Source organism: Rhizobium sp. 42MFCr.1 (assembly GCF_000377185.1).
Lineage (GTDB): Bacteria > Pseudomonadota > Alphaproteobacteria > Rhizobiales > Rhizobiaceae > Rhizobium > Rhizobium altiplani.
On sequence record NZ_KB897819.1, the window covers coordinates 208,836 to 231,977 of the forward strand.

General features: G+C 61.4%; 18 protein-coding genes and 1 tRNA gene. 14 read left to right on the top strand and 5 right to left on the bottom strand.

Annotated elements, in window-relative coordinates; translation table 11 throughout:
- The first annotated feature begins 11 nt into the window (after nt 1-11).
- Nucleotides 12-485, top strand: coding sequence for a hypothetical protein (locus tag C934_RS0103390; RefSeq protein ID WP_018855290.1), 474 nt, complete (start codon nt 12-14; stop codon nt 483-485).
- Nucleotides 486-606: 121 nt separating this feature from the next.
- On the opposite strand, the gene C934_RS0103395 is transcribed toward C934_RS0103390, so the two are convergent.
- Complete coding sequence (locus C934_RS0103395; protein ID WP_018855291.1) at nt 607-1,296, bottom strand: CerR family C-terminal domain-containing protein; 690 nt, start codon at nt 1,294-1,296, stop codon at nt 607-609.
- A gap of 131 nt (nt 1,297-1,427) precedes the next feature.
- Here C934_RS0103395 and C934_RS0103400 point away from each other — a divergent pair, with 131 nt between their 5' ends.
- Together C934_RS0103400 and C934_RS0103405 are read left to right on the top strand one after the other, a co-directional pair.
- On the top strand, nt 1,428-2,543 hold the full coding sequence (locus tag C934_RS0103400) for an HlyD family secretion protein (RefSeq protein WP_018855292.1): 1,116 nt from the start codon (nt 1,428-1,430) through the stop codon (nt 2,541-2,543).
- A complete protein-coding gene (locus C934_RS0103405; protein ID WP_018855293.1) occupies nt 2,540-4,126 on the top strand; it encodes a DHA2 family efflux MFS transporter permease subunit in 1,587 nt (528 codons plus the stop codon). Before C934_RS0103400 ends, C934_RS0103405 begins: the two co-directional genes overlap by 4 nt.
- Nucleotides 4,127-4,274: 148 nt before the next feature.
- On the opposite strand, the gene C934_RS0103410 is transcribed toward C934_RS0103405, so the two are convergent.
- The 3 genes from C934_RS0103410 to C934_RS0103420 form a co-directional block, all read right to left on the bottom strand.
- Entirely contained in the window at nt 4,275-6,275 is a 2,001-nt protein-coding gene (locus C934_RS0103410) for a copper amine oxidase (RefSeq protein ID WP_018855294.1), read from the bottom strand.
- Between the two features lie 40 nt (nt 6,276-6,315).
- The gene (locus tag C934_RS0103415) at nt 6,316-7,725 is read right to left on the bottom strand and encodes an aldehyde dehydrogenase family protein (protein ID WP_018855295.1); all 1,410 of its coding nucleotides are present in this window, start codon (nt 7,723-7,725) and stop codon (nt 6,316-6,318) included.
- Between the two features lie 112 nt (nt 7,726-7,837).
- Nucleotides 7,838-8,779 carry a helix-turn-helix domain-containing protein gene (locus C934_RS0103420; protein ID WP_018855296.1) on the bottom strand — a complete coding sequence of 314 codons (942 nt, stop codon included), beginning with the start codon at nt 8,777-8,779 and terminating at the stop codon, nt 7,838-7,840.
- A 546-nt stretch (nt 8,780-9,325) separates the two neighbouring features.
- On the opposite strand from C934_RS0103420, the gene C934_RS31580 reads away from it, so the two are divergent.
- On the top strand, nt 9,326-10,564 hold the full coding sequence (locus C934_RS31580) for an efflux RND transporter periplasmic adaptor subunit (protein ID WP_051085557.1): 1,239 nt from the start codon (nt 9,326-9,328) through the stop codon (nt 10,562-10,564).
- Nucleotides 10,561-13,761, top strand: coding sequence for an efflux RND transporter permease subunit (locus C934_RS0103430; protein ID WP_018855298.1), 3,201 nt, complete (start codon nt 10,561-10,563; stop codon nt 13,759-13,761). Before C934_RS31580 ends, C934_RS0103430 begins: the two co-directional genes overlap by 4 nt.
- A 255-nt stretch (nt 13,762-14,016) precedes the next feature.
- Here the strand turns inward: C934_RS0103430 and C934_RS0103435 are convergent.
- Nucleotides 14,017-14,106 (bottom strand) — tRNA-Ser (locus C934_RS0103435).
- A 229-nt stretch (nt 14,107-14,335) separates the two neighbouring features.
- On the opposite strand from C934_RS0103435, the gene C934_RS0103440 reads away from it, so the two are divergent.
- From C934_RS0103440 to deoA, 9 genes are all read left to right on the top strand, one after another.
- Nucleotides 14,336-14,653 (top strand): hypothetical protein, encoded by a 318-nt coding sequence (locus tag C934_RS0103440; RefSeq protein WP_018855299.1) that lies wholly within the window; start codon nt 14,336-14,338, stop codon nt 14,651-14,653.
- Between the two features lie 262 nt (nt 14,654-14,915).
- A complete protein-coding gene (locus C934_RS0103445; protein ID WP_018855300.1) occupies nt 14,916-15,908 on the top strand; it encodes a BMP family lipoprotein in 993 nt (330 codons plus the stop codon).
- Nucleotides 15,909-15,976: 68 nt separating this feature from the next.
- Nucleotides 15,977-17,488 (top strand): ABC transporter ATP-binding protein, encoded by a 1,512-nt coding sequence (locus tag C934_RS0103450; RefSeq protein WP_025659799.1) that lies wholly within the window; start codon nt 15,977-15,979, stop codon nt 17,486-17,488.
- A gap of 7 nt (nt 17,489-17,495) precedes the next feature.
- Nucleotides 17,496-18,599 carry an ABC transporter permease gene (locus C934_RS0103455; protein WP_018855302.1) on the top strand — a complete coding sequence of 368 codons (1,104 nt, stop codon included), beginning with the start codon at nt 17,496-17,498 and terminating at the stop codon, nt 18,597-18,599.
- Between the two features lie 12 nt (nt 18,600-18,611).
- Complete coding sequence (locus C934_RS0103460; protein WP_018855303.1) at nt 18,612-19,583, top strand: ABC transporter permease; 972 nt, start codon at nt 18,612-18,614, stop codon at nt 19,581-19,583.
- Nucleotides 19,584-19,587: 4 nt separating this feature from the next.
- A complete protein-coding gene (locus C934_RS0103465; RefSeq protein WP_018855304.1) occupies nt 19,588-19,977 on the top strand; it encodes a cytidine deaminase in 390 nt (129 codons plus the stop codon).
- Nucleotides 19,974-20,774 carry a purine-nucleoside phosphorylase gene (locus tag C934_RS0103470; protein ID WP_018855305.1) on the top strand — a complete coding sequence of 267 codons (801 nt, stop codon included), beginning with the start codon at nt 19,974-19,976 and terminating at the stop codon, nt 20,772-20,774. Before C934_RS0103465 ends, C934_RS0103470 begins: the two co-directional genes overlap by 4 nt.
- Entirely contained in the window at nt 20,774-21,550 is a 777-nt protein-coding gene (gene deoC / locus C934_RS0103475) for a deoxyribose-phosphate aldolase (protein WP_018855306.1), read from the top strand. Before C934_RS0103470 ends, deoC begins: the two co-directional genes overlap by 1 nt.
- Before the next feature lies 1 nt (nt 21,551).
- Nucleotides 21,552-22,877 carry a thymidine phosphorylase gene (gene deoA, locus C934_RS0103480; protein WP_018855307.1) on the top strand — a complete coding sequence of 442 codons (1,326 nt, stop codon included), beginning with the start codon at nt 21,552-21,554 and terminating at the stop codon, nt 22,875-22,877.
- The last annotated feature ends 265 nt before the right edge of the window (nt 22,878-23,142 follow it).

Sequence of the window (23,142 nt, forward strand, 5' to 3'; positions counted from 1 at the left end):
TCAAGAACGCCGTGACGCTGATCGTGACGGGCTTCCAGGTCTCGCGACTGCTGCACCGACAAGAGGATGCTTCAACGATGGACGCGAACGATCGCATATCGAACAGCTTCAAGACGATAGCGACCTGGCTAGAGCGCATCCTGGCGCTGGTGATCCTTGGCGGGGTCGCCGTTTTTGGCCTGAGCAGCGCGCAGACTCTTTTAGCGATGAGTTGGGGGCAGACGGACACATTCTATGAGTTGATCTATCGGGTGTTGTTGCTGGTGATCGCCATAGAACTCGTCCGCACGCTCGTCACTCACGACCTCAGGGCGATACTGGAGCTGCTCGCGTTTGTCGTGGCCCGCAAAATGCTCAAGCCTGACTTGAACGTCATCGACATTGTCTTAAGCGTTCTGGCATTTGTAGCCCTGTTGGCAGCCAATTATTGGTGGCTCTCCCCTTCCTCGCCTCAAGGGAGCGACGGGTCCGATGTTGCGCCGTGAACTCAGAGCACTGCTTGAGGTCGAAGGGGCTTATTCTGGCGACCCAGAACGGGGACGAGCAAAAGGAAGATTGGCGTGTACGCTTGCCCCGCCGTGTCCGTGCCCAGGTTCCCTCAAGACGTCATGATCGATAGGAATTCAGGATGACGGTTGTGTGTTTTCTCACGACCGATTTCAGGGCCTCGATCCTCTCGGGTGTGATTTCCTGCCAGCCCATCATGTCTTCCACATGCTCCCGAGCAAGATGGACGATAATCAGCTGCCCGTTGATCGTGGTACACACCATGCCGATCTCCTCGTCAGTTAGACGATTTCTGGAGACGCGAGCGACGATGGCAGCGCAACACTCCTGAATTCGCCTGCCCGTGGCACTTTTGCCGCTCGATTTACTGGTCGGCGAATTTGACGGCGAACGATGCTGGGCCACGAACAACGCACGGCTGGCCGCATCCGGCATCGCGAACAGAAAATCCGCGAGAGCCTCCAGAATTCTGCAATAACCGTCGATGACCTTGTCCGCGTCCGCTTTGGCCGTGAGGAGTTCCTCGACCTCACACGTGACAGGTCCGATAGCTTCCCAAGCGGAGGCATGAATGTCCGCGATGCAGGCCTCGTAAAGACCTTCCTTGTTCTGAAAATAATACTGCAAGGACGGTGCCGGCACGCCTGCCGCGCTGGCGATCTCCCGGGCGGAAACGCCAGCAAATCCGTTCTCACCGAACAACGAGATTGCCGTCTTGATGATCCTCGCCTTGGTTTCGTCACCCCTTGGGTAGCCGCTCTCGGCATTGCGTCGTCTCAAACTCGTCATCAATCACTCCTTGTCCAGCGGACAATACCATGACGATAAAATTTATTCCATCTGTAAAAATTCTTCCAGTTGACAGAATTATTACGCGTGTAATAATTCACGCAATTCAACGAACACCAAGCGACTTGACCATGGACGCTATTGTCTCCCCAAAAACCGCTTCCTTGCCGGAAGCAAAAATACAAACGAAGCGCAGCCGCGCGCGATATGCGCTGGCCACCATTGGAGCCATTGTCGCCATCGGCGGCGGTTATTATGGCTACGACTGGCATAAGAACGGACGCTTTATCGAGAGCACCGACAATGCTTATCTTCGCGCCGATCAGGTCTCGATGGCCCCCGTGCTTTCCGGGCAGATCGCGGAGGTATATGTCTCCGATAACCAGACGGTCACGGCGGGCCAGCCGCTCGTCAAGATCGATCCCCGCCGCTACGAAATGGCGGTCCGCGAGGCCAAGGCCACCGTCAACGCCCGCCAGGCGGACGTCGCCAAGAGCGAGGCCGACATCAAGCAGCAGGACTCTGTGATTGCACAGGCTGCGGCCGACCTCGAAAACGCGACCGAGAATGCCGAACTCGCCCAGAAGGACTTCGACCGGACGTCGCCCCTCGCCGCCCGCGGCATCGAGAGCCAGCACAAGGGCGAGCAGGCGAGGAGCGCGCTCGAACAGGCGAAATCCGTTGTTCGGCTGAAGCAGGCTGTCCTTGCTGCGGCCCGGCAGCAGACGACCGCCCTGAAGGCGCAGGTCGAACAGGCCCATGCGCAACTGGTTGCCGCCCAAGAGAGCCTCGGCAAGGCAGAAATTGATCTCGACGACACGGTGCTTCGTAGTGCGATCTCCGGCAGGATCGGCGATCGCACGGTCCAGGTCGGACAATTCGTCCAGCCGGGCACGCAGCTGATGACGGTCGTTCCAACCGACGACATCTACCTTGTGGCCAACTTCAAAGAAACGCAGATCGGGGACATGCACGCGGGCCAGCCCGCCACGGTCACGATCGACGCCTATCCCAATTTCAAGGTCACAGGTGTCGTCGACAGCTTCGCGCCGGGAACAGGCGCGCAGTTCGCCCTGCTGCCTCCGGAGAACGCGACAGGCAACTTCACCAAGATCGTCCAGCGTGTTCCCGTCCGCATCAAGCTGGAAACGGGCCAGAAGATGCCTCCGCTGCTGCCCGGCCTCTCCATTGAAGTCTCGGTCAACACCAAGGTTTCGACCTTCGACAAGGTGGCGTCGGTGCAATGAGCGCGCAATCGATATCGGTCCAGGCGGCTGGGCCTCAGCCGGATGCCGCGAGCCTCACCGACTGGGTCGCCGTCGTCGCCGGCGCGATCGGCGCGCTAATGGCCACGCTCGACATCTCGATCACCAACACCGCGCTGCCGCAAATCCAGGGAGCCATCGGAGCCAGCGGCACAGAGGGGACCTGGATAGGCACGGGATACCTCGTTGCCGAGGTCATCATGATCCCCCTTACCGCATGGTTCACGCGTCTGTTGGGGCTGCGAACATTGCTTCTGGTGACGACCACGGCATTCGTTCTATTCTCCATGTTCTGCGGCCTGTCCGACAGCCTGCTCGCGATGATCATCGGGCGCGTCGGGCAAGGATTTTTCGGCGGCGCCTTGATACCGACCGCGCAGGTCATCGTCAGAACCCGGCTGCCGCCCCGCCAGATGCCTGTCGGAATGAGCATCTTCGGCGTCATCGTGCTCATCGGGCCGATCCTCGGACCGGTGCTCGGAGGATACCTCGCCGAAGAGATCACCTGGAGATGGTGCTTCTTCCTCAATTTGCCTGTCGGCATCGCGCTCGCTGTTCTGCTGCTTGTCGGCCTGCCGCGCCAAGGTCCAAACCTTGGGCTGTTGGCCAAGGCGGATTGGTGGGGAATCGCGGGCATGACGTTGGCGTTCAGCTGCCTGACGGTCGTGTTCGAAGAGGGGCAACGCGAGGCCTGGTTCCAGTCTCCGATGATCGTGCAGCTGAGCCTCGCCTCGCTCCTCGGGTTCGTCGTGCTGTTCGTGACCCAGAAGACCAGTGTCGACCCGGTCATCAAGCTCTCGCTGCTCCGGAACGGTGCCTTCGCCAGCGCTGCGCTGATCGCCCTCGCCGTGGGGGCAGCCACCTACGGCGCGACCTTCATCCTTCCGCAGTTCCTGAGCACGATCGCAGGATACAATCCAAGACAGGCGGGCGGCATCATGGCTTTGTCCGCAGTTCCAGTGCTGTTGCTCGTTCCGATCCTTCCCCGTGTCGTCGGCCGTTTCGACGCGCGGATCATGGTCGCGCTCGGCCTGGTCTTCTTCGCGGCAAGCTGCTTCGTCGACATCGGGCTTAGTCCGGATAGCGCCGGAGGTGATTTCACCATCTCGCAATTGCTGCGGGGCGTGGGACAGATCCTGGCTGCGATGCCGCTCAACCAGGTCTCCATGGCCGCTATCGGACGCGAAAATGCGGCCGACGGCGCCGGTATCTACAGCATGGCCCGCAATCTCGGGGGCTCGATGGGCCTCGCCTTGAGCGGCGTCGTCATCGACCAGCGCAGCGCTGCCCATTCGGACACCATACGCGAGGCGCTCACGGCAAATTCGATCGCCGGACAGGCGCGCCTTGCGGTGAGCGGTGTCAGCCAAGGCATCGATGCGGCCACGGCGAAGCTTCGCGCAATATCGCAGCTGTCGAGCCTCATCGAACGCAACGCGCTCGTTATGACCTATAGCGATTGCTTCTGGCTGATGGGCGTTATGATCATCGCGATGACGCCAGTCGTCTTGCTGCTGCGGCAACCCAAGAAGACCGCTGCGGCGGGGCTCGTCGCTGGACACTGAATATGTCATGCGCGCGACATCGCAGTGTCGCGCCGATTGGCAAGCTCAAGACTGCGGTTCGATCCATCACAAGGATCGTACTCGGTGAATGGGCAAGGCAGAGGAAAAGGGGCGCCCAGTGGGCGCCCCTTCGTCATCGTATGTTCGCTTACTGTTGGGCGTTCTGGATCGCAGGCGGAACGTTGCGGATCGTCAGCGCCGGGTTGTGGGCGAAGAAGTTGTGCGGCTCGATGTGGATGGTCTTCCACTCGGTTGACATGACCGGCCAGTCTTCCATGCGCGGGATGTGGTGGAAGCCTGCAGTGAACCAGGTCACGACATCCTTGCCCATCAGAGGCTTATTCGCCTTCACCCATTCCGGCAGTGTGTCGGAGCCGTCGCTCTGCATGGCAAACTTGCCGCCTGCATACTGCTGGTCCGCATTGTAGACCGTATTCCAAACCGAGTACTCGATGTAGGCATTGCGCTTCATCGGCGGGTCCTTGGCGAAATCGAAGGGACCGTAGGCCACGTCGCCGTGATGGACCATCCAGCCCGGTTCCTGGCCGAGATAGCCTTCGCGCGACGGATCGGAGATCATGAAATAGCGCGGCTTCATCGCCGAGAGCTGATAGCGAGCTTCCATCTCCGTCTTCGGCATGGTGTGTTGCACTTCCCACATCGACCGGCGCGGGTTCTTCGGGTCGACCTTGGAGGGAACGATGTCCATGGTGCCGAAGTGGTTGGCCGGCTGGTCGACGTCGAAGTCGATGCGGAAGTTGAAGTAGTGGTCGTGGTTGGCGGCCACAAGGTTGGGCGCGATCAGCGTGCCGTGGGCGGTATCCGCAGCGGCGGTCGGATCGTTCATCGAGGTCGATGCGACACCCTTCACCGCATCAAGGCCGGTTGCACCGATCATGATGCGGATCTGGCCGTCCTGCTGCAGGCGATAGTCCATCAGGTAGTCGTAGTTGCCGACTTCAGAAGCCGTACGCACGACCAGCTCGGTGGCCGGGCGGCCTTCAGCCGGAAGCGGCTTTTCGGGCGTCTGGGCGAAGACCTCGAAGTGACGCCAGGCCGGATCACCGATCGAGCGCTCGAAGACGCAGATCGCATCCGGAATCGTCAGTGGATTGCCCTTGTCGTCGGCAATCGTCGCCGGCAGGAAGGTAGCGTAGCTCGGGCAGTCTACGCCGGCGCGCAGCGGGCTCAGGAACAGGCCGAAACCGTATTCCCCGCTATCCATGTAGGTGCGCCAGTACCAGCCTTCGGTCGGGTCCATGTAGGGCACGAAGACTTCCGACAGGTGCGACTGGTAGATGACCGAACGCCACTTGTCGCCGTCCTTGACGTCGAGGTTGGAAAGCACCAGGCCCGGACGCTTGTCGACGCGGAAGTTGAAGCGCCACAGGTCCCATTCGAGATGGCTGCCTGTGATCTTGTAGTTCGGGCCGCCTTCCTTGGAAAGCGTGGCCATGTTCATCTTCGGGCGCAGCGGCTCGCGAGCCTCCACTTCCTTCTCGGTATAGCCCCAATTGTCCTTCGGGCCTTCGATGGCACCGTTGTCTATGACCTTCAGCACTTTCTTCTTGCCGATGTCGTAGACGGCGAAGAGACCTTCAATCGGCTTTGCGTAGTAGTTGGAGCCATCCGGCACACGATAGCAGGGCACCTTCATCAGGCGGGAATTCTTGTATTCCTCGGTGAAGAAGTTGCCGGCCGTCAGGGGCAGGCAGAAGGCCTGCTCCGGCGTCAGGCCGCGCTTCTTCAGGCCCGCCACCATGTCCGGATTCTGCAGCGCGCCGGCCAGCGCGTCCATGAATTCGGTGAAGAGGACCATCGGCTGGCCCTTGATCGGCGTCGTGCTTTCGACCTTGCCGGTGGTGATGTTGACGACGGCTTCCTTGAAGCCCTGCGGGCTCGTCAGCTGTACCTTCGCCTCGCGGTCGAGCGGCTTGTCGCCGTCCTTCCAGGAAAGCACGTCGGCCTTGGCCGGCTCCTTAAGCTCGATCAGCGGGTAGAGCGTATTGTCGTCCACCACCTTCTCGTCGCGCAGAATCTTGTTGATCTTCTGGTATTCCTCCGCCGTCAGGCCATCCAGCGGATGGGCGAAGGCAGCGGGCGCGCCAAGCGCCAGCACGAGGCTGGCCGAAGCCAGATATCGCTTCATTGTCATAATCTCCTCCCTTGTTGTCTCAGGACTTGCATGCTCAAGCGAACACCACCTGGATGTCCGTGTATTCCTCTAGCCCCTCTACGGCGAACTCGACGCCGAAGCCGGAGGCCTTGACGCCGCCGAAGGGCGCGTTCGGCTGGATTGCGCCATGCTTGTTGATCCAGACCGAACCGCATTCCATGCGAGCCGCGACCTTCTTGGCGGCGGTGAGGTCGGAGGACCAGACCGAGCCGCCGAGGCCGTTCGGGCTGTCATTGGCCATACGGATCGCGTCCTCGATGTCCGAATACTTGATCACCGGCAGCGCCGGGCCGAACTGCTCCTCGTCGACCAGCGCATCGCCATTCGAAAGGCCCGAGACGATGGTCGGCGGGAAGAACAGGCCCTCGCCCGCTTCACCGCCGAGCAGCACCTTGCCGCGGCCCTTGGCGTCGGCGACGAGGCGGCTCACCTTGTCGAACTGCATGCGGTTCTGGATCGGCCCGAGAACGCTCGTTTCTTCAAGGCCGTTACCGACCGGGATATTCTTCGCATAGGCGACCAGCGCCTCGCAGACGGCGTCGTGGATGGACTCATGCACATAGAGGCGCTTCATGGCGGCGCAGGTCTGGCCGTTGTTGATGAAGGCGCCCCAGAACAGACCTTCGGCGATTGCCGCCGGATCGGCGTCCGGCAGCACGATGCCGGCGTCGTTGCCGCCAAGTTCCAGCGTCAGGCGCTTCATCGTTTCGGCAGCCGAGCGCATGACCTTCTGGCCGGTGGCGCAGGAGCCGGTGAAGACGATTTTGCGGATGTCCGAATGGGCTGCCATGGCGCCGCCGAGGTTGAATTCGCCCGTATCGTCGCCGGTAACGACGTTGAGCACGCCGGCCGGCAGCACTTCGTTCATGATCTCGACGAGGCGCAGCGTCGAAAGTGGGGTCAGCGGCGACGGCTTGACAACCACCGTGTTGCCGGTGCGCAGCGCCGGCATGATATGCCAGATCGCGATCATGACAGGGAAGTTCCATGGCGTGATGGACCCCACGACACCGAGGGGCTTGCGGTGCAGCTCCACGCGGCCCTGCTCGTTGTCCTGAAGCACCTTGACGGGCAGCGAAAGCCCGGTCGTGTAGCCGGCCCAAGCAACCGTGCCGCCGAGTTCCCAGCGCGAGCCCAGGCCGTTCAGCGGCTTGCCCTGTTCGCGGGTCAGAAGTTCCGCGAGTTCTCCGGCATGCGCTTCGATGCGGGCGGTGACGGCGGCACAGGCGGCCTGCAATTCTTCGTCGCTCTTGGCCGACCAGGCCGGAAACGCGGCCTTGGCGGCGGCGACGGCGGCGTCAAGCTCGGCCGCACCCATGTTCGGCGCGCGACCCACTTCCTCGCCCGTCGCCGGGTTCAATACGCTGAAAGTCTTTTGGCCGTTGACCGGCTTACCGTTGATCGTCGCGCTGTGCAGCGTCATGATCGCCTCCTCCCTTCAAGCCCCACCTCATGCAGGACTATTGGCGGGATAGCCTATACGAAGTGCTCGAGCCCCACTTGGACGGGGCCGTCCAGCGCATTGGACAAATCCGTCAATGGCAGCGCTCGACAGGGCTGCGGACAACTGCGCCCGGCGTGATGCCGTATTTTTTGCGGAACTCGCGGTAGAAGTAGGAAAGGTCGTTAAAGCCGGCATCGAAGGCGATGCCCGCGATTCCCTGTCCGCCCTGGCCTTGCTGCGGCGCGCCAAGGCGCGCACGCGCAAGCTCCAGCCGGCGACCGAGCAGCCGGTGGCCGGGCGTCTCGCCGAGCGTCTGGAAATGCCGCTGCAGCATGCGTTCGGAGACATTGAGGCGGCGGGCAAGTTCGCTCGGGCCGAAACCAGGATCGGCGCAGTGGCGATCGATCAGGGCGAGCGCCCGCGACAGCAGCGTTTCGGCCGGCCGCGCCTTCTCCTGGGTCCGGATACCCTGGAGATACGCGCCCATCAGGCAGAAGAAGGCTTCGCCGAGCTGCGTCGTCGCGCCCGGCTCGGCGAGCATTTTCGTCAGCACCGCGCGCATGGCGACCCACAGCGGGTCGTCGCGGCTGATCGCGACGCCACCGGTGCATTCCTTGCCAAAGCGGTGCAGCATTTCGTGGCGCGGCATGTGCAGCGACACCTGGCTGGAGCGTACGCCGTCATAGACAAAGGAGGACGGCAGTACGGAATCGACAAGGAACATATCGCCGGGCAAAAGTGTGGCCGTCTTTTCGCTCTGCTCGACGCGGCAGTGGCCCTCGTCCTGGATCAGAAGGAAGAGATGCTCGCCCGGGTCCTGCCGGATCGAGCGGGTGCTGCGGCTGACATGGCGCGCGTCGAGCCCGACCACGGCCGTCTCGAAGTAGCCGATGCGGCGGCTCGCAACATCACCGGCCATGGTACCGTCGCGGCCCATCGGCTCGAGATCGAAGGCACCGCAAACCTTGCGCAGCTCCGCCTGCAGAATTTCCACCGGAACCGGTTTATGGACTGGTGTTATCAGTGACTGCATCATGCCCTCCCTGGCCTTTGCAGATGGCTTGCATGGGATCGTATCACGTTACCCGTCGCGGGCGCTGGATATACCTCCACCCCCTGCCGGCCATCTCCGCCAGAAGCCACGCCCAAGCGGCCGGCAATGCCACTTCCAGCGGCGCCCGGTGACGGTAGAACATAGTCTCGATGCGGATTTCCTCCCGCGTACGGCCCATAATTGACTGACCGGTCGGTTGATGCAAGTACTTTCTACTGGAGCCGGCTTTCGAATGTGATTGATGCTCACCCTTGGGTACGGCCGCGACTCTCCCGCTTTCACCCCCTTCGATCGTGTCGGGACTGGATGGCCTCTTTTGGGTGGACACGGTGGCCAGGCGAGACGGCAGTGCAACCGGCTGGCAGCACTCCTGGGCGCGCCTTAGCAGCCGCCGTGTTTAAGCTATTGCAACTTCAGCGATCTACAGGAATATTAGTGTCTACTTCGCCGGGGGAGATACTGGTCGTTCAAAGGCGAGGCGCACGTGCATTACAGCTGAGGCGTTGAAGCGGTTGAGGCGGCAAAATGCGTGGTAAATTGTATCGAAGCCTACAATTATCGATCACGCTTGCTGCAACGGCAGCACTATCCGCGTGTGACGGCAGCAAGAACGAATACGTTCCGCCACCACCGCCGGTGGTCCATGTGGCCCAGCCGCTGGTGCAGCCGGTAACCACCTATTTCGAGCTGACCGGCAATACCGCTGCCTTTAACAGCGTCGACATCGAGGCACGCGTCCAAGGGTTCCTCGACACGATTGACTACCGTGATGGCGCGTCGGTCAAACAGGGTGATCAGCTCTTCTCGATCCAGAGCAATACCTATACGGCGCAGCGCGATCAGGCGCAGGCATCGCTGACTTCCGCGAAAGCCTCCCAGGTCGGGCGTCAGCAGGAGTACCAACGACAGCTGGCGCTCATAAAGCAGCAGGCCACCACCCAGACCAATGTGGACACCGCGACGGCCGCCTATGATGAAGCGAACGCGAACATCCTCAACGCCCAGGCGAGCCTGCAACTGGCGGAGATCAATCTCGGCTATACCCGTGTTCTGGCGCCTTTCGACGGCGTGGTGAGCGCTCATCTCGTGGATGTCGGCGCGCTTGTCGGCGTTGCCGGACCGACCAAGCTTGCCACGATCGTCCAGCTAGATCCGATTTATGTCTATTTCAACGTCAGCGAACCGCAGGTCCTGGCGATCAAGCAGGATTTGGCACGGCAGGGCAAGACATTCCGCGAAGTCGACCTTCCGAATGTTCCTGTCGAGATCGGCCTGCAGGGCGAAGACGGCTATCCGCATAAGGGTCGCCTTGATTATGCGGCGCCACAGGTCGATGCCTCGACGGGTACGCTGCAGGTCCGCGGCTTGCTCGACAACAAGGACCGCGCCCTGCTGCCTGGCTTTTTCGCCCGCGTGCGGGTCCCGGTCGGCCATCGCGACGGCGGCATATACGTCCGCGACGAATCGATCGGTTCCAACCAGCAGGGCAGCTACGTGCTGGTTCTCGGCAAGGATGACGTCATCGAGCAACGCCAAGTCAAGACTGGCCAGCGGCAGGGAAGATTACGGGTGATCGAGGAGGGTCTCGATCCCGGTGACTGGGTGGTCGCCGAAGGTATTCAGCGGGCAATTCCAGGCGCGAAAGTCGCGCCGGAGAAGGTCAAACTGGATCCCGGCGAGGACGCAACCTCTGCTCCCCATGCAACAGTCGTGCCCCGGACCGATACGCCTGCACCCTCTGCTGCGGAAGCAGCCAAGCCATGATCTCGCGCTTTTTCATCGAGCGGCCGGTACTGGCCAACGTTCTCGCTCTGGTCATGGTGCTGATCGGCGCCGTGGCGTTGATCCAGCTGCCCGTCGCGCAATATCCGAACGTCGTTCCGCCGACCGTATCGGTGACGACGCGCTATCCCGGCGCCAGCGCCAAGACGCTCGTCGATACCGTCGCATTGCCGATCGAGCAGCAGGTGAACGGCGTTCAAGACATGATCTACATGCAATCGACGAGCGCCAGCGACGGCACCTACTCGTTGAACGTCACCTTTGCCATCGGCACCGATCCAGACCAGGCGCAGGTGCTCGTCCAAAACCGCGTGGCAATCGCCATGTCGTCGCTGCCGCAGGCCGTGCAGCTGCAGGGTGTAACCACGCAGAAGAAATCGACGTCCATCCTCGGCTTCGTCACTCTGACCTCGCCGGACAACCGCTTCGACAGTCTCTTCCTCTCCAACTATGCGGTCATCAACCTGCAAAGCGAGCTCTCGCGTCTACCGGGCGTCGGCAGCGTCACGGTTTTCGGCGCGGGCCAGTACGCGATGCGCATCTGGATGGATCCCAATCTTCTGCAGGCACGGGGCCTGACGCCGAACGACGTGATCTCCGTCGTGCAGCAACAGAGCCAGGAGGTGGCGGCCGGCCAGATCGGCATACCGCCGGTGCCGACCGGCCAGGATTTCCAATACACGCTGAACGTCAATGGCCGCCTCAGCGAGGCGCCCGACTTCGAAAACATCATCGTCAAGGTCGATGCCGAGAACGGTGGCCGCATTACGCGCATCCGGGACATCGGTCGGGTCGAGCTGGGTGCCCAGACCTACAGCCAGACCTTCATGCAGAACGGTCATCCCGCGACCGGCATCGGCATATTCCAGCTGCCGGAAGCCAATGCTCTTACCGTCGCCCAGGAGGTGGGCGTCAAGATGGCCGAGCTCTCCAAGAGCTTTCCGCCGGGATTGCAATACCAGATGCCCTTCGACACCACAAAGTTCGTCACTGCCTCGATCGACGAAGTCTACAAGACGCTTATCGAGGCGGGTGTTCTGGTGCTGATCGTCATTCTCGTTTTCCTGCAGGACTGGCGGGCGACGCTTGTGCCGGCAACCACGGTGCCGGTGACGATCATCGGCGCCTTCGCGGCCATGGCCGCCCTCGGCTTCACCGTCAATCTGTCGACCCTCTTTGCCATCGTCCTTGCCATCGGCATCGTCGTCGACGACGCCATCGTTATCGTCGAAGGCGTCGCTCGCCACGTCGAGAGGGGCCTGCCGGGTCGCGAAGCCGCCGAGAAAGCGATGGATGAGTTGTTAGGGCCGGTGATCGGCATCACGCTGGTGCTGATGTCGGTCTTCATTCCCGCAGCGTTCCTGCCGGGTCTAACCGGGCAGCTCTATCGGCAATTCGCCCTTGTAATTGCCGCCACCGCCCTCATCAGCGCCATCAACGCCATGACGCTGAAGCCGACGCAGTGTGCCCTTTGGCTGCGGCCACCCATCCCGCCGGAACAGCGCAACTTCCTCTACCGGGCCTTCAACCGCGCCTACGATCCGATCGAGCGCCGTTACGCCGGCCTGATCGGCCGGATGGTGCACCACAGCGGCCTGATGGTCGTGATAGCGCTCGCGCTAATCGCGGTGGCTGGCTGGGGTCTGGCCCGCCTGCCGACCGCCTTCCTGCCGGTCGAGGATCAGGGCTATGTGCTCATCGGCGCTCAGTTGCCCGACGGAGCCTCCAAGGAGCGAACCGATCAAGTCTTGCAACAGGTCGGCACGATCGCCGCGGCGACACCGGGGGTCGAAAACGTACTGACCATCAGCGGCATTTCGGTGCTTGATAACAATGCCAGCCTGCCGAACGCAGGCGTTGCCTATGTCGTACTGAAGGATTGGGGCGCGCGCGAGAAGGAGAAGGGGCAGGACCTACTGTCGATCTACGAGCATCTGAACGGCGCGCTGAAGGAGGTGCTCAACGCCAATACACTTGTGCTCGTGCCGCCCCCCATCCAGGGCATCGGCAATGCCAGCGGCTTCACCATGCAGGTGGAGATCCGCAATGGCGACTTCGATTACCCCCTCCTCGAATCTCTGGCCAACAGTATCGTCAGCAACGGCAACAGCCAGTCCGCTCTACAACGGCTGAGCACCAGCTTCCGCGCCGGCGTGCCGCAATTAGCGGTCACCGTCGATCGGATCAAGGCCGAGACCCTTGGCATTGAAGTCGGCCAGGTCTTCTCCGCGCTTTCCGGCTATGTGGGCTCCAGCTATGTGACGCAGTTCAGCAAATTCGGCCGCACCTTCCAGGTCTATGTGCAGGCCTCGCCCGACGCGCGCGTCAGCCCTGAGGACATCCGCAGGCTGATGGTCAAGGCGGGCAACGGCACCATGGTGCCGCTAGGAACCGTGGTCGACGTCACTCCCATGCAGGGTCCGTCCCTGATCAGTCTCTACAACCTCTATCCCAGCGCCACGATCGTTGGCGGGGCGGCGACGGGCTTTAGCTCCGGCCAGGCGCTCGACGTGATGGAGCAGATCGCCAGCAATACACTGCCCCCGACCGCTGGCTTCGACTGGACGGCAATGTCCTACCAGGAAAAAGCCGTCGGTTCGCAGATCTACTTCGTCTTCGCACTCGCCATACTGCTCGTCTATTTCGTGCTCGCCGGCCAATATGAAAGCTGGATCCTGCCCCTCGCTGTGCTGCTGGCGGTGCCTCTGGCGCTACTTGGTACGGTCGGCGCACTCATGGCGATCGGCGTTGCCAATAACCTCTATACCCAGATCGGCGTTATCCTGCTGATTGCGCTCGCCTCCAAGAACGCGATCCTGATCGTTGAGTATGCCCGCGAGCAACGCATGCAGGGGATGGAAATCCTGGAAGCAGCCGTGGAGGCGGCGCGCCTGCGCTTCCGCCCGATCTTGATGACATCCTTCGCCTTCATCCTCGGGGTGCTTCCGCTGGTCCTTGCTACAGGCGCGGGCGCCAACGCACGCCGGTCGATCGGCATCTCCGTGTTCAGCGGCATGCTTGCCTCGACCTGCCTTGCAGTCCTCTTCGTGCCTTCCTTCTATGTCGTTCTTCAGCGCTTCGAGGAATACCTCAAGCGTCGCAAAGCTCCAGCGCCCGCGTCAACCGCCTCCTCGGAAACCGAGGCAAGGGTTACCTCGGCGGGCTCCGACGGTGATTAGAAGATAGCTGATTCGGATGGCAGCCCATGAACGCTGGTCGCTGGGTGGCCCTCTTCCCTGCTGGAATTCTACGTTAACGGGGGGCGACGCGTTTGCTCCAACGGAGCGAGGCGCTCTGTCCGCATTAGCGAAGCGGCAGCTCTGTCGACGCAGGTAGCGACAAACTCAGCCGTGGACCGGCCGCGGGCTGAACGGCGGACCTGACGGACGCCAAAGAAACTATTCTAGTAAAAACAAGTATCTTCAGAAGATATTTGGCGGACAGAGAGGGATTCGAACCCTCGGTACGCTTTCACGTACACACGCGTTCCAGGCGTGCGCCTTCAACCACTCGGCCACCTGTCCTTTGGCGGTCTGCATCGGCGAAGATGCAAATCGTCGGAACGGCCGCGATATATACCGATGAATTTCTGTCGATCAACCCAAATCTAACAGTTTTTTGACTTCTTCCGGTAAAAGTGCGCTCACGCCCTCCATTGCAGCTCCACCCCTCCATCACTATCTTTTGTAGAGGTTGACGAATGGCGCGGCTGGCCGGGAAAATGCCTGCCATGTTTGATCGCCGGAGAGTTCGATGCGTTTCCTTTTGCGTTTGACGAGTCTTGTCGCGCTGGCCGTTGCCGTCATCGCCGGAACGGTCGATTCCATCCAGTCCGTTGCCGCCTCTTCCGTGGTCATTACCCCCATGGGCGACGCATGGCAGGACCTCAGCCCCTCCTCGCTGGAAAGCCTGCAATCGAGCATCGCCTATTATATCCACCCGCGCTTTTACACGCTTGCCTTCCAATGGCTGATGCTTCAGCCAGCATTCGCCGTGTTCCTGGTGTTGTCGCTGCTGTTGTGGATGGCAGGCTACAAGAGATCGCCTGCGGCTGGCCGATTTGCAGCATAACAAATAGCGTCGACCAGTTCCGGGGTTGGCTAGAAAAATCGCAACCCAACGATGATTTTGTGCAAAAAACAGCCCGCCTGAGCTGATTTTTGGCAATTGCGGCAAATTTTTACCAGTCGAAAAATTTCTCGTGAATTTTTTTTTGAGCCATGCAAGGATGCGCCCAGCCAGGCCTCCGGGGGGAGGTCGGTGGTTCCGCAGACATGCCTGAAACAGGCTTGCGGGAGGACCCAAACAAATAGAAACAATAGGGCTGCAACTCATGAAAAAATCCCTTCTGACTCTCCTGGCCGTGGCTGCCATGTCCACGACGGCGCTGGCCGCGGACGTCAAGCCGGCGCTCGTTTACGGCACCGGCGGGAAGTTCGATAAGTCTTTTAACGAAGCAGCCTTTAATGGCGCTGAGAAGTTCAAGAAAGAAACCGGTATCGCCTATCGCGACTTCGAGCCGACCGGTGACACGCAGGGCGAGCAGGCAATCCGCAACTTCGCAAGCCGTGGCTTCAACCCGGTTATTGCCGTCTCCTTCGCCTGGACCTCGGCCATCGAGAAGGTCGCAGCTGAATTCCCCGACACGAAGTTCGTCATCGTTGACGCCGTCGTCGACAAGCCAAACGTTCGTTCGGTCGTTTACAAGGAAGAAGAAGGCTCCTTCCTCGTTGGCACTCTCGCAGGCCTCGCATCGAAGTCCGGCAAGGTCGGCTTCGTCGGCGGCATGGACATCCCGCTGATCCGCAAGTTCGAATGCGGCTACGAGCAGGGCGCACGCTCCGTCAAATCCGATATCGAGGTGTTCCAGAACATGACCGGCACGACGGGCGCTGCCTGGAACGACCCGGTCCGTGGTGGCGAACTCACCAAGAACCAGATCGATCAGGGCGCTGATGTCATCTACGCGGCAGCAGGTGCGACGGGCCTCGGCGTGTTGCAGACGGCCGCTGACAACAAGAAGCTCTCGATCGGCGTCGACAGCAACCAGAACCACCTGCATCCGGGCTCCGTCCTGACCTCGATGGTCAAGCGCGTCGACCTTGCCGTCTACAACGGCTTCAGCGACGTCAAGGGCGACAAGTTCACGGCCGGCGTCCTGGCGCTCGGCGTTAAGGAAGACGGCGTTGCCGCCGCCATGGACGACAACAACAAGGCGCTGATCACGCCTGACATGCAGGCCGCGCTCGACAAGGCCAAGGAAGGCATCATTGCGGGAACCATCAAGGTTCACGACTACACGACGGACAATGCTTGCCCGAAGTGATCCGTGACTGAGACGGGCGTATGGCGGAGTCGCTCCGTCATACGCCCTTTTCGTATTTGGAGCCTGCTGTGACAGACACGCCCGCTATCGAACTTGTGGGCATCGACAAGAAATTCGGTGCCGTTCACGCCAACAAGGACATCAATCTTACCGTCGCCAAGGGTACGATTCACGGCATCATCGGGGAAAACGGTGCCGGCAAATCGACCTTGATGTCGATCATCTATGGTTTCTACCATGCCGATAGCGGCGAGATCCGCGTCAACGGCAATCCCGTCACCATCAAGGACAGCCAGGCTGCAATCGCAGCCGGGATCGGGATGGTGCACCAGCACTTCATGCTGGTCGATAATTTTACCGTGCTTGAGAACGTCATGCTTGGCGCCGAAGGCGGCGCGCTGCTCGCCAGGGGCGTTTCTTCCGCGCGCGCCGAGCTGCGCCGCCTGGAGAAGGACTACGGCCTCGAAGTGAACCCGGATGCGCTGATCGAAGAGCTTCCGGTCGGGCTACAGCAACGCGTCGAGATCCTCAAGGCCATGTACCGCGGCGCCGAAATCCTGATCCTCGACGAGCCGACGGGCGTGCTGACACCTGCTGAAGCGGACCATCTTTTCAAGATCCTTCGCGTCCTTCGCGACCAGGGCAAGACCGTCATTCTGATCACCCACAAGCTGCGCGAGATTATGGCGATCACCGACACGGTGTCGGTCATGCGCCGCGGCGAGATGGTGGCGACCCGCAAGACCTCCGAAACCACGGTCGAGGAGCTTGCCGAACTGATGGTCGGTCGCCGTGTCCTGCTGCGCGTGCAGAAGGGTGAAGCCAATCCGGGTAAGGTGATCCTGTCGGTTCGCAATCTCACGGTCAAGGACAACCGCGGCGTCATCATGGTCGACAACGTATCCTTCGACGTCCGTGCCGGCGAGATCGTCGGCATTGCCGGCGTCGCCGGCAATGGGCAGTCCGAATTGCTGGAGGCGATAGCAGGCATCCGCAAGCCGCATTCCGGCGAGATCTTCCTCGACGGTCAGCCGATCGACAAAGCCGATCCGGCGCGGTTGCGCGAGCTCGGCCTAGCCCACATCCCCGAGGACCGGCATCACATGGGGCTGGTGCTGAAATTCGAGGAGTACGAGAATTCCGTTCTCGGCTACCACCGCAATCCCGGCTACAGCAAGGGCCCGCTGCTCGATCTCGACGCGATCCGTAGGGACGCCATGGAGAAGATCGAAAAATACGACATCCGCCCGCCGAACCCGCGGCTGAAGACCGCGAACTTCTCCGGTGGCAACCAGCAGAAGATCGTCGTCGCCCGCGAAATCGAGCGCGATCCGACGGCGCTGATCATCGGCCAGCCGACGCGCGGCGTCGATATCGGCGCCATCGAATTCATCCACCGCCGGATCATCGAGATGCGCGATGCGGGCAAGGCGATCCTGCTCGTCTCCGTCGAGCTCGACGAAATCCGCGCCCTTTCAGACCGTATCCTTGTCATGTTTGCCGGCCATGTCGTCGGCGAGAAGACGCCCGATGCCGGTGAACAGACCCTCGGCCTGATGATGGCCGGCATTGCCGCGTGAGGCCTTGATGAGCACTGCTTCAGTTCCACTTCCAAATTGGATCAACTACGGCCTCATTCCGCTGTTGAATCTGCTTGTCGCCTTCCTGATCTCCGGCTTCGTCGTCTGGCTGATCGGCGAAAGCCCGCTTGCGGCCCTGTCGCTGCTGATCGAGGGCGCACTCGGCAGCGGCGAAGGCATTGGTTTTACGCTCTATTATGCGACGAGCTTCATCTTCACCGGCCTCTCCGTTGCGGTCGCCATTCATGCTGGCCTGTTCAACATCGGTTCGGAAGGGCAAGCGTATCTTGGCGGTCTCGGCTGCGCGTTGGTTGCGCTGGCGCTCGACCACTATGTCCCCTGGTATGTCACCATGCCGGTGGCCGTGGTGGGTGCCGGCCTGTTTGGCGCCGCCTGGGCCTTCATCCCCGCCTTCCTGCAGGCAAAGCGCGGCAGCCACATCGTCATCACCACCATCATGTTCAACTATATCGGCGCGGCGCTGATGGTGTATCTGCTGGTGCACGTTCTGATCGTCCCCGGCAAGATGGCGCCGGAAACCCGCACCTTCCTGGAAGGCGGCCAGTTGCCGAAACTCGGCTGGTTGATGAACCTGTTCGGTGCCAAGCTCGGCGCAGCACCGTTCAACGTCTCTTTCCTCATTGCCCTCGTTGCCTCCTATTTCGTCTGGCTGCTGATCTGGCGCACCAAGCTCGGCTTCGAGATGCGCACCCTTGGCGTCAGCCACAGCGCGGCGGCCTATGCCGGCATCCCGTACGCCCGCATCGTCATGACCGCGATGCTGCTGTCAGGGGCGCTCGCCGGCATGATGGCGTTGAACCCGGTCATGGGATCCTCGGCCCGCCTGCAGGTCGAGTTCGTGGGCGGCGCCGGTTTCGTAGGCATCGCCGTGTCACTGATGGGGAGAAATCATCCGGTCGGGATCATCTTCTCGGCGATCCTCTTTGGCATCCTCTATCAGGGTGGCGATTGGATCTCCTTCGAGATGCCCAACATCACGCGCGAAATGATCCTGGTCATTCAGGGTCTTGTTATCCTCTTCGCCGGTGCGCTCGAATACATGTTCCGCCCCGCGATGGTTCGCGTCTATCAACAGTTCAAGGCCGCGTGAGGGGAACGGACGATGGATTATTTTGACATCTTCATCAGCGTTCTGAGCTCCACGATCCGTCTGTCGATCCCGCTGATCTTCACGGCGCTGGCTGGTCTGTTCTCCGAACGCGCCGGCATCTTCGATATCGGCCTCGAGGGTAAAATGCTCGGCTCTGCCTTTGCGGCAGCCTGCGTCGCCTACCTGACGGACTCGGCATGGCTCGGCCTCGGTGCTGGCATCATTTGCTCCGTGGCGCTCAGCCTCGTCCACGGCTTCGCCTCGATCACCAATCGCGGCAACCAGATCATCTCGGGCGTTGCGATCAACTTCTTCGTCGCCGGTATCACAATCGTCCTTGGGGGCGCCTGGTTCGGCCAGGGCGGCCGTACGCCACAGCTAACTCAGGAAGCCCGCTTTGCGCCGATCGTGCTGCCGGGCGCCGATGCCGTCCGTGAAGTTCCGATCATTGGCCCGCTCTACGCGAACGTGATCTCAGGCAACAATATCCTGACCTACCTCGCTTTTCTTGCGGTTCCGCTTTCTTGGTGGATCCTCTATCGCACCCGCTTCGGCCTGCGGCTGCGCGCCGTCGGCGAAAATCCGGGCGCGGTCGATACGGCCGGCATTTCGGTGGGCTGGCTGCGCTATCGCGCGGTCATGTGCGCCGGCATCCTCTGCGGCTTCTCGGGGACCTATCTGTCGATCGCGCAGTCGGCTGCCTTCATCAAGGATATGTCGGCCGGTAAGGGCTACATTGCACTTGCGGCACTGGTCTTTGCGAAGTGGAGACCGGTGCCCGTCATGTTCGCCTGCCTGCTCTTCGGCTTCCTCGATGCGCTGGCAAACTTCATGCAGGGCAAGCAGGTTCCGCTGATCGGCGAAGTGCCGGTACAGATCTTCCAGGCATTGCCCTATATCCTGACCTGCATCCTGCTCGCCGGCTTCATCGGCGTGGCAATCCCGCCGAAAGCGGGTGGTGTGCCCTATACGAAGGAACGCTGAGAACATGTCCCACGATCTTTTCGAGGCCGCTCGCGGTGCCATGGCTTTCGCTCATGCCCCCTACTCGAAGTTCCCCGTCGGCGCCGCGATCCGCGCCGAGGACGGCAAGGTCTACGCCGGCGCCAATATCGAGAACCTGTCTTTCCCGCAAGGCTGGTGTGCGGAGCCAACCGCCATCAGCGCCATGATCATGGCCGGCGCCAAGAAGATCGTCGAAATGGCCGTGATCGCCGAAAAGCTGCCGCTCTGCCCGCCCTGCGGCGGCTGCCGGCAGAAGATCTCGGAGTTCGCCTCCAAGGACACGAAGATCTACCTCTGCGATGAGGTCGGCGTGAAGAAGACGATGACCATGGAAGAGTTGCTGCCGTTCAGCTTCGAGACCGAACTCGGATGAGTGCCGCTCTCGACGTGCTTGCCGGAAGGCTCGGCGGCCTTTCGCCGCGCTACGGCATCGTGCTTGGTTCCGGTCTCGGCTCGCTGGTCGGCGAGATGACTGATGCGCATCGCATCCCTTATCACGACTTGCCGGGCTTTCCTGTCAGCGCGGTTTCGGGCCACGCCGGAGAAGTCGTCGCGGGTTTGCTTGGCGGTGTGCCCGTCATCATGCTGTCCGGTCGCGTCCATTTCTACGAGAAGGGCGATGCCAGCGCGATGCGGCTGCCGATCGAGGTGCTCAAAGGTCTAGGCGTCGAGACGCTAGTCCTGACCAATTCCGCAGGGTCGCTCCGAGACGACATGCCTCCTGGCTCGGTGATGCAGATTAGCGATCACATCAACTATTCCGGCATGAATCCGCTGATCGGCGAGGAAAGCGATCGTCGTTTTGTCGGCATGACGAGTGCTTATGATGCAGCTCTCGCCGACAGGATGCGCAATGCTGCGGAGAAGCTCGGTATCGCCTTGTCGCAAGGCGTCTACATGTGGTTCTCAGGCCCAAGCTTCGAAACACCCGCCGAAATCCGCATGGCCCGTATCCTCGGCGCCGATGCCGTCGGCATGTCGACCGTGCCGGAAGTGATTATCGCGCGAATGCTTGGCTTAAGGGTTGCGGCGGCGTCTGTAATCACCAACTATGGAGCCGGCATGACCGGCGGCGAACTGAGCCATGAGGAGACCAAGGATATGGCTCCGATCGGCGGTGCGCGCCTCGCCGCCATACTGAAGGAAATGATTGCAGGAGAACGCGAATAATGACCAACCATTCCAGCAAGGAAACGGCCGCCGTCGCCCTCTCCCTCCTCGATCTTACCAACCTCAAGGATGACTGCACCGAGGCGCAGATCGACGCGCTGTGTGCGCGCGCCCAAACCCCCTATGGCAACACGGCGGCGATCTGCATCTGGCCGCGCTTCGTTGCCCGCGCTCGCGCAGTTCTCGGCACGGGTCATCCGGTGCGGATTGCGACTGTGGTCAATTTCCCGTCGGGCGATATGGAAGTGGCCGACGTTGCCGCCGAAACACGCGAGGCGATCGCCGACGGCGCCGACGAAATCGACCTCGTCATCCCCTATCGCAAATTCATGACCGGTAGCGGCAAGGCTGTCACCGACATGGTTGCGGCGGTCCGAGCCGAGTGCAAGGACCCGATCCTGCTGAAGGTCATTCTCGAGACCGGCGAGATAAAGGATGCGGCGCTGATCCGTCGTGCCTCCGAACTCGCCATCGAGGCGGGTGCCGACTTCATCAAGACCTCCACCGGCAAGGTCGCCGTCAATGCGACCCTGGAAGCTGCCGACATCATGCTGCGGGTCATTCGCCAGAGCGGCCGCAAGGTCGGCTTCAAGCCGGCGGGTGGCATCGGTTCGGTGGCAGACGTAGCGCTTTACCTGAGCCTTGCAGAAACGATCATGGCGCCGGACTGGCCAATGCCATCCACGTTCCGCTTCGGCGCATCCGGATTGCTCGACGACATTCTTGCCGTGCTCAGCGGCACGCAATCCGCGCCCGCCGCTGCATCGAGCTATTGAGATGATCCCCCAGGAGATCATCCGCCAGAAGCGAAATGGCGGAACGCTTTCCGAAGAGGATATCCAATCGTTCATTGCCGCACTTGTGGCCGGTCAGCTCTCCGAGGGGCAGATCGGCGCCTTCGCCATGGCGGTCTGGTTCAAGGGTATGTCGCGCGACGAGGTCGTGGCGCTGACGCTGGCAATGGCCCGCTCGGGCGACACACTGAGCTGGGCAGACATAGACAGACCTATTGCCGACAAGCACTCGACAGGCGGCGTCGGGGACAATGTTTCCCTGATGCTCGCACCGATCGCGGCAGCGTGCGGCCTCGCCGTTCCGATGATATCAGGGCGTGGTCTCGGCCATACCGGCGGGACGCTGGATAAGCTCGAAGCCATTCCTGGCTATACCATCACCCCTGACGCAACAGTTTTCCGCAAGGTCGTGAAGGATGTCGGCTGCGCCATCATCGGCCAAACCGGCTCCCTCGCTCCAGCCGACGGCAAGCTTTACGCTGTCCGGGATGTGACGGCGACCGTTGACTCGATTCCCCTCATCACCGCCTCGATCCTTTCGAAGAAGCTTGCGGCCGGTCTGCAGACGCTGGTGCTCGACGTCAAGGTCGGCACGGGCGCGTTCATGGCCGAGCCTGACGATGCCGAGATGCTGGCCCGCGCCCTTGTCGATGTCGCCAACAGTGCAGGCGTCAGGACATCGGCCCTGATTACCGACATGAACCAGCCGCTGGCGGATGCTGCCGGAAACGCCGTCGAGATCCGAAACTGTCTGGATTTTCTAGCGGGCAAGAAGAAGAACACCCGCTTGGAGGCTGCCGTGCTGGCCTTCGCAGCCGAGATGCTGGCGAAGTCAGGTGTGGTGTCGTCACTTCAGGACGGTGAGGCAAAAGCCGTGGACGCGCTTTCTACGGGCAAGGCCGCCGAAAGCTTTGCCCGCATGGTCAGCCGCCTCGGCGGCCCCTCGGATCTGTTGGAGGCACCGGACAAGTACCTCGTCGAGGCGCCGCTGACGAAACCTGTCCCCGCACCTCGGTCCGGTTGGCTTTCCGGCTGCGACGTACGGGAGATCGGCATGACCGTCGTCGACCTCGGCGGCGGACGGCGTCATCCCGCCGACAGGATCGATCATCGCGTCGGGATATCCGACATTCTGCCGCTTGGCACGCGTGTAGAGAAAGGCGACCCCATCGCGCTTGTGCATGCCTCAAGCGCGGATTCAGCAGATGCGGCGGTTGCCGCCCTCGCCAAACATTACCGGATCGACGAACACCAGCCTGCCACCCCCGCCGTCATTTACGAGCGCATCGTGGCTCTTTCAGCAAGCTAAGGATCGCGTTCCGAAAAGGAGGCAGGCTTCGCCAGGAAGCGCATCCATCCCCTGAGAGCCAGTAACCACGACTTCAACGGCTATTTTGTCATCAAAAACAACCAGGGGATGTTTTGGAGGCAAACAATTTCGCCCTTACGATGAGTTCGCCGTTTACTTGCATCGGAATTGCGCAGAATATTAGCGTATGGGAGGAAGCCTTCGGCCCTCACTCTCTGTAAATTGCGCTCGAACGGCTTTCCTTCCTTGACTCAAGGGAGGACTA

Coding starts and splice junctions, on each gene's coding strand:
- C934_RS0103395 (WP_018855291.1), bottom strand. CDS start 1,296: ATGACGAGTTTGAGACGACGCAATGCCGAGAGCGGCTACCCAAGGGGT.
- C934_RS0103400 (WP_018855292.1), top strand. CDS start 1,428: ATGGACGCTATTGTCTCCCCAAAAACCGCTTCCTTGCCGGAAGCAAAA.
- C934_RS0103405 (WP_018855293.1), top strand. CDS start 2,540: ATGAGCGCGCAATCGATATCGGTCCAGGCGGCTGGGCCTCAGCCGGAT.
- C934_RS0103410 (WP_018855294.1), bottom strand. CDS start 6,275: ATGAAGCGATATCTGGCTTCGGCCAGCCTCGTGCTGGCGCTTGGCGCG.
- C934_RS0103415 (WP_018855295.1), bottom strand. CDS start 7,725: ATGACGCTGCACAGCGCGACGATCAACGGTAAGCCGGTCAACGGCCAA.
- C934_RS0103420 (WP_018855296.1), bottom strand. CDS start 8,779: ATGCAGTCACTGATAACACCAGTCCATAAACCGGTTCCGGTGGAAATT.
- C934_RS31580 (WP_051085557.1), top strand. CDS start 9,326: ATGCGTGGTAAATTGTATCGAAGCCTACAATTATCGATCACGCTTGCT.
- C934_RS0103430 (WP_018855298.1), top strand. CDS start 10,561: ATGATCTCGCGCTTTTTCATCGAGCGGCCGGTACTGGCCAACGTTCTC.
- C934_RS0103440 (WP_018855299.1), top strand. CDS start 14,336: ATGCGTTTCCTTTTGCGTTTGACGAGTCTTGTCGCGCTGGCCGTTGCC.
- C934_RS0103445 (WP_018855300.1), top strand. CDS start 14,916: ATGAAAAAATCCCTTCTGACTCTCCTGGCCGTGGCTGCCATGTCCACG.
- C934_RS0103455 (WP_018855302.1), top strand. CDS start 17,496: ATGAGCACTGCTTCAGTTCCACTTCCAAATTGGATCAACTACGGCCTC.
- C934_RS0103460 (WP_018855303.1), top strand. CDS start 18,612: ATGGATTATTTTGACATCTTCATCAGCGTTCTGAGCTCCACGATCCGT.
- C934_RS0103465 (WP_018855304.1), top strand. CDS start 19,588: ATGTCCCACGATCTTTTCGAGGCCGCTCGCGGTGCCATGGCTTTCGCT.
- C934_RS0103470 (WP_018855305.1), top strand. CDS start 19,974: ATGAGTGCCGCTCTCGACGTGCTTGCCGGAAGGCTCGGCGGCCTTTCG.
- deoC (WP_018855306.1), top strand. CDS start 20,774: ATGACCAACCATTCCAGCAAGGAAACGGCCGCCGTCGCCCTCTCCCTC.
- deoA (WP_018855307.1), top strand. CDS start 21,552: ATGATCCCCCAGGAGATCATCCGCCAGAAGCGAAATGGCGGAACGCTT.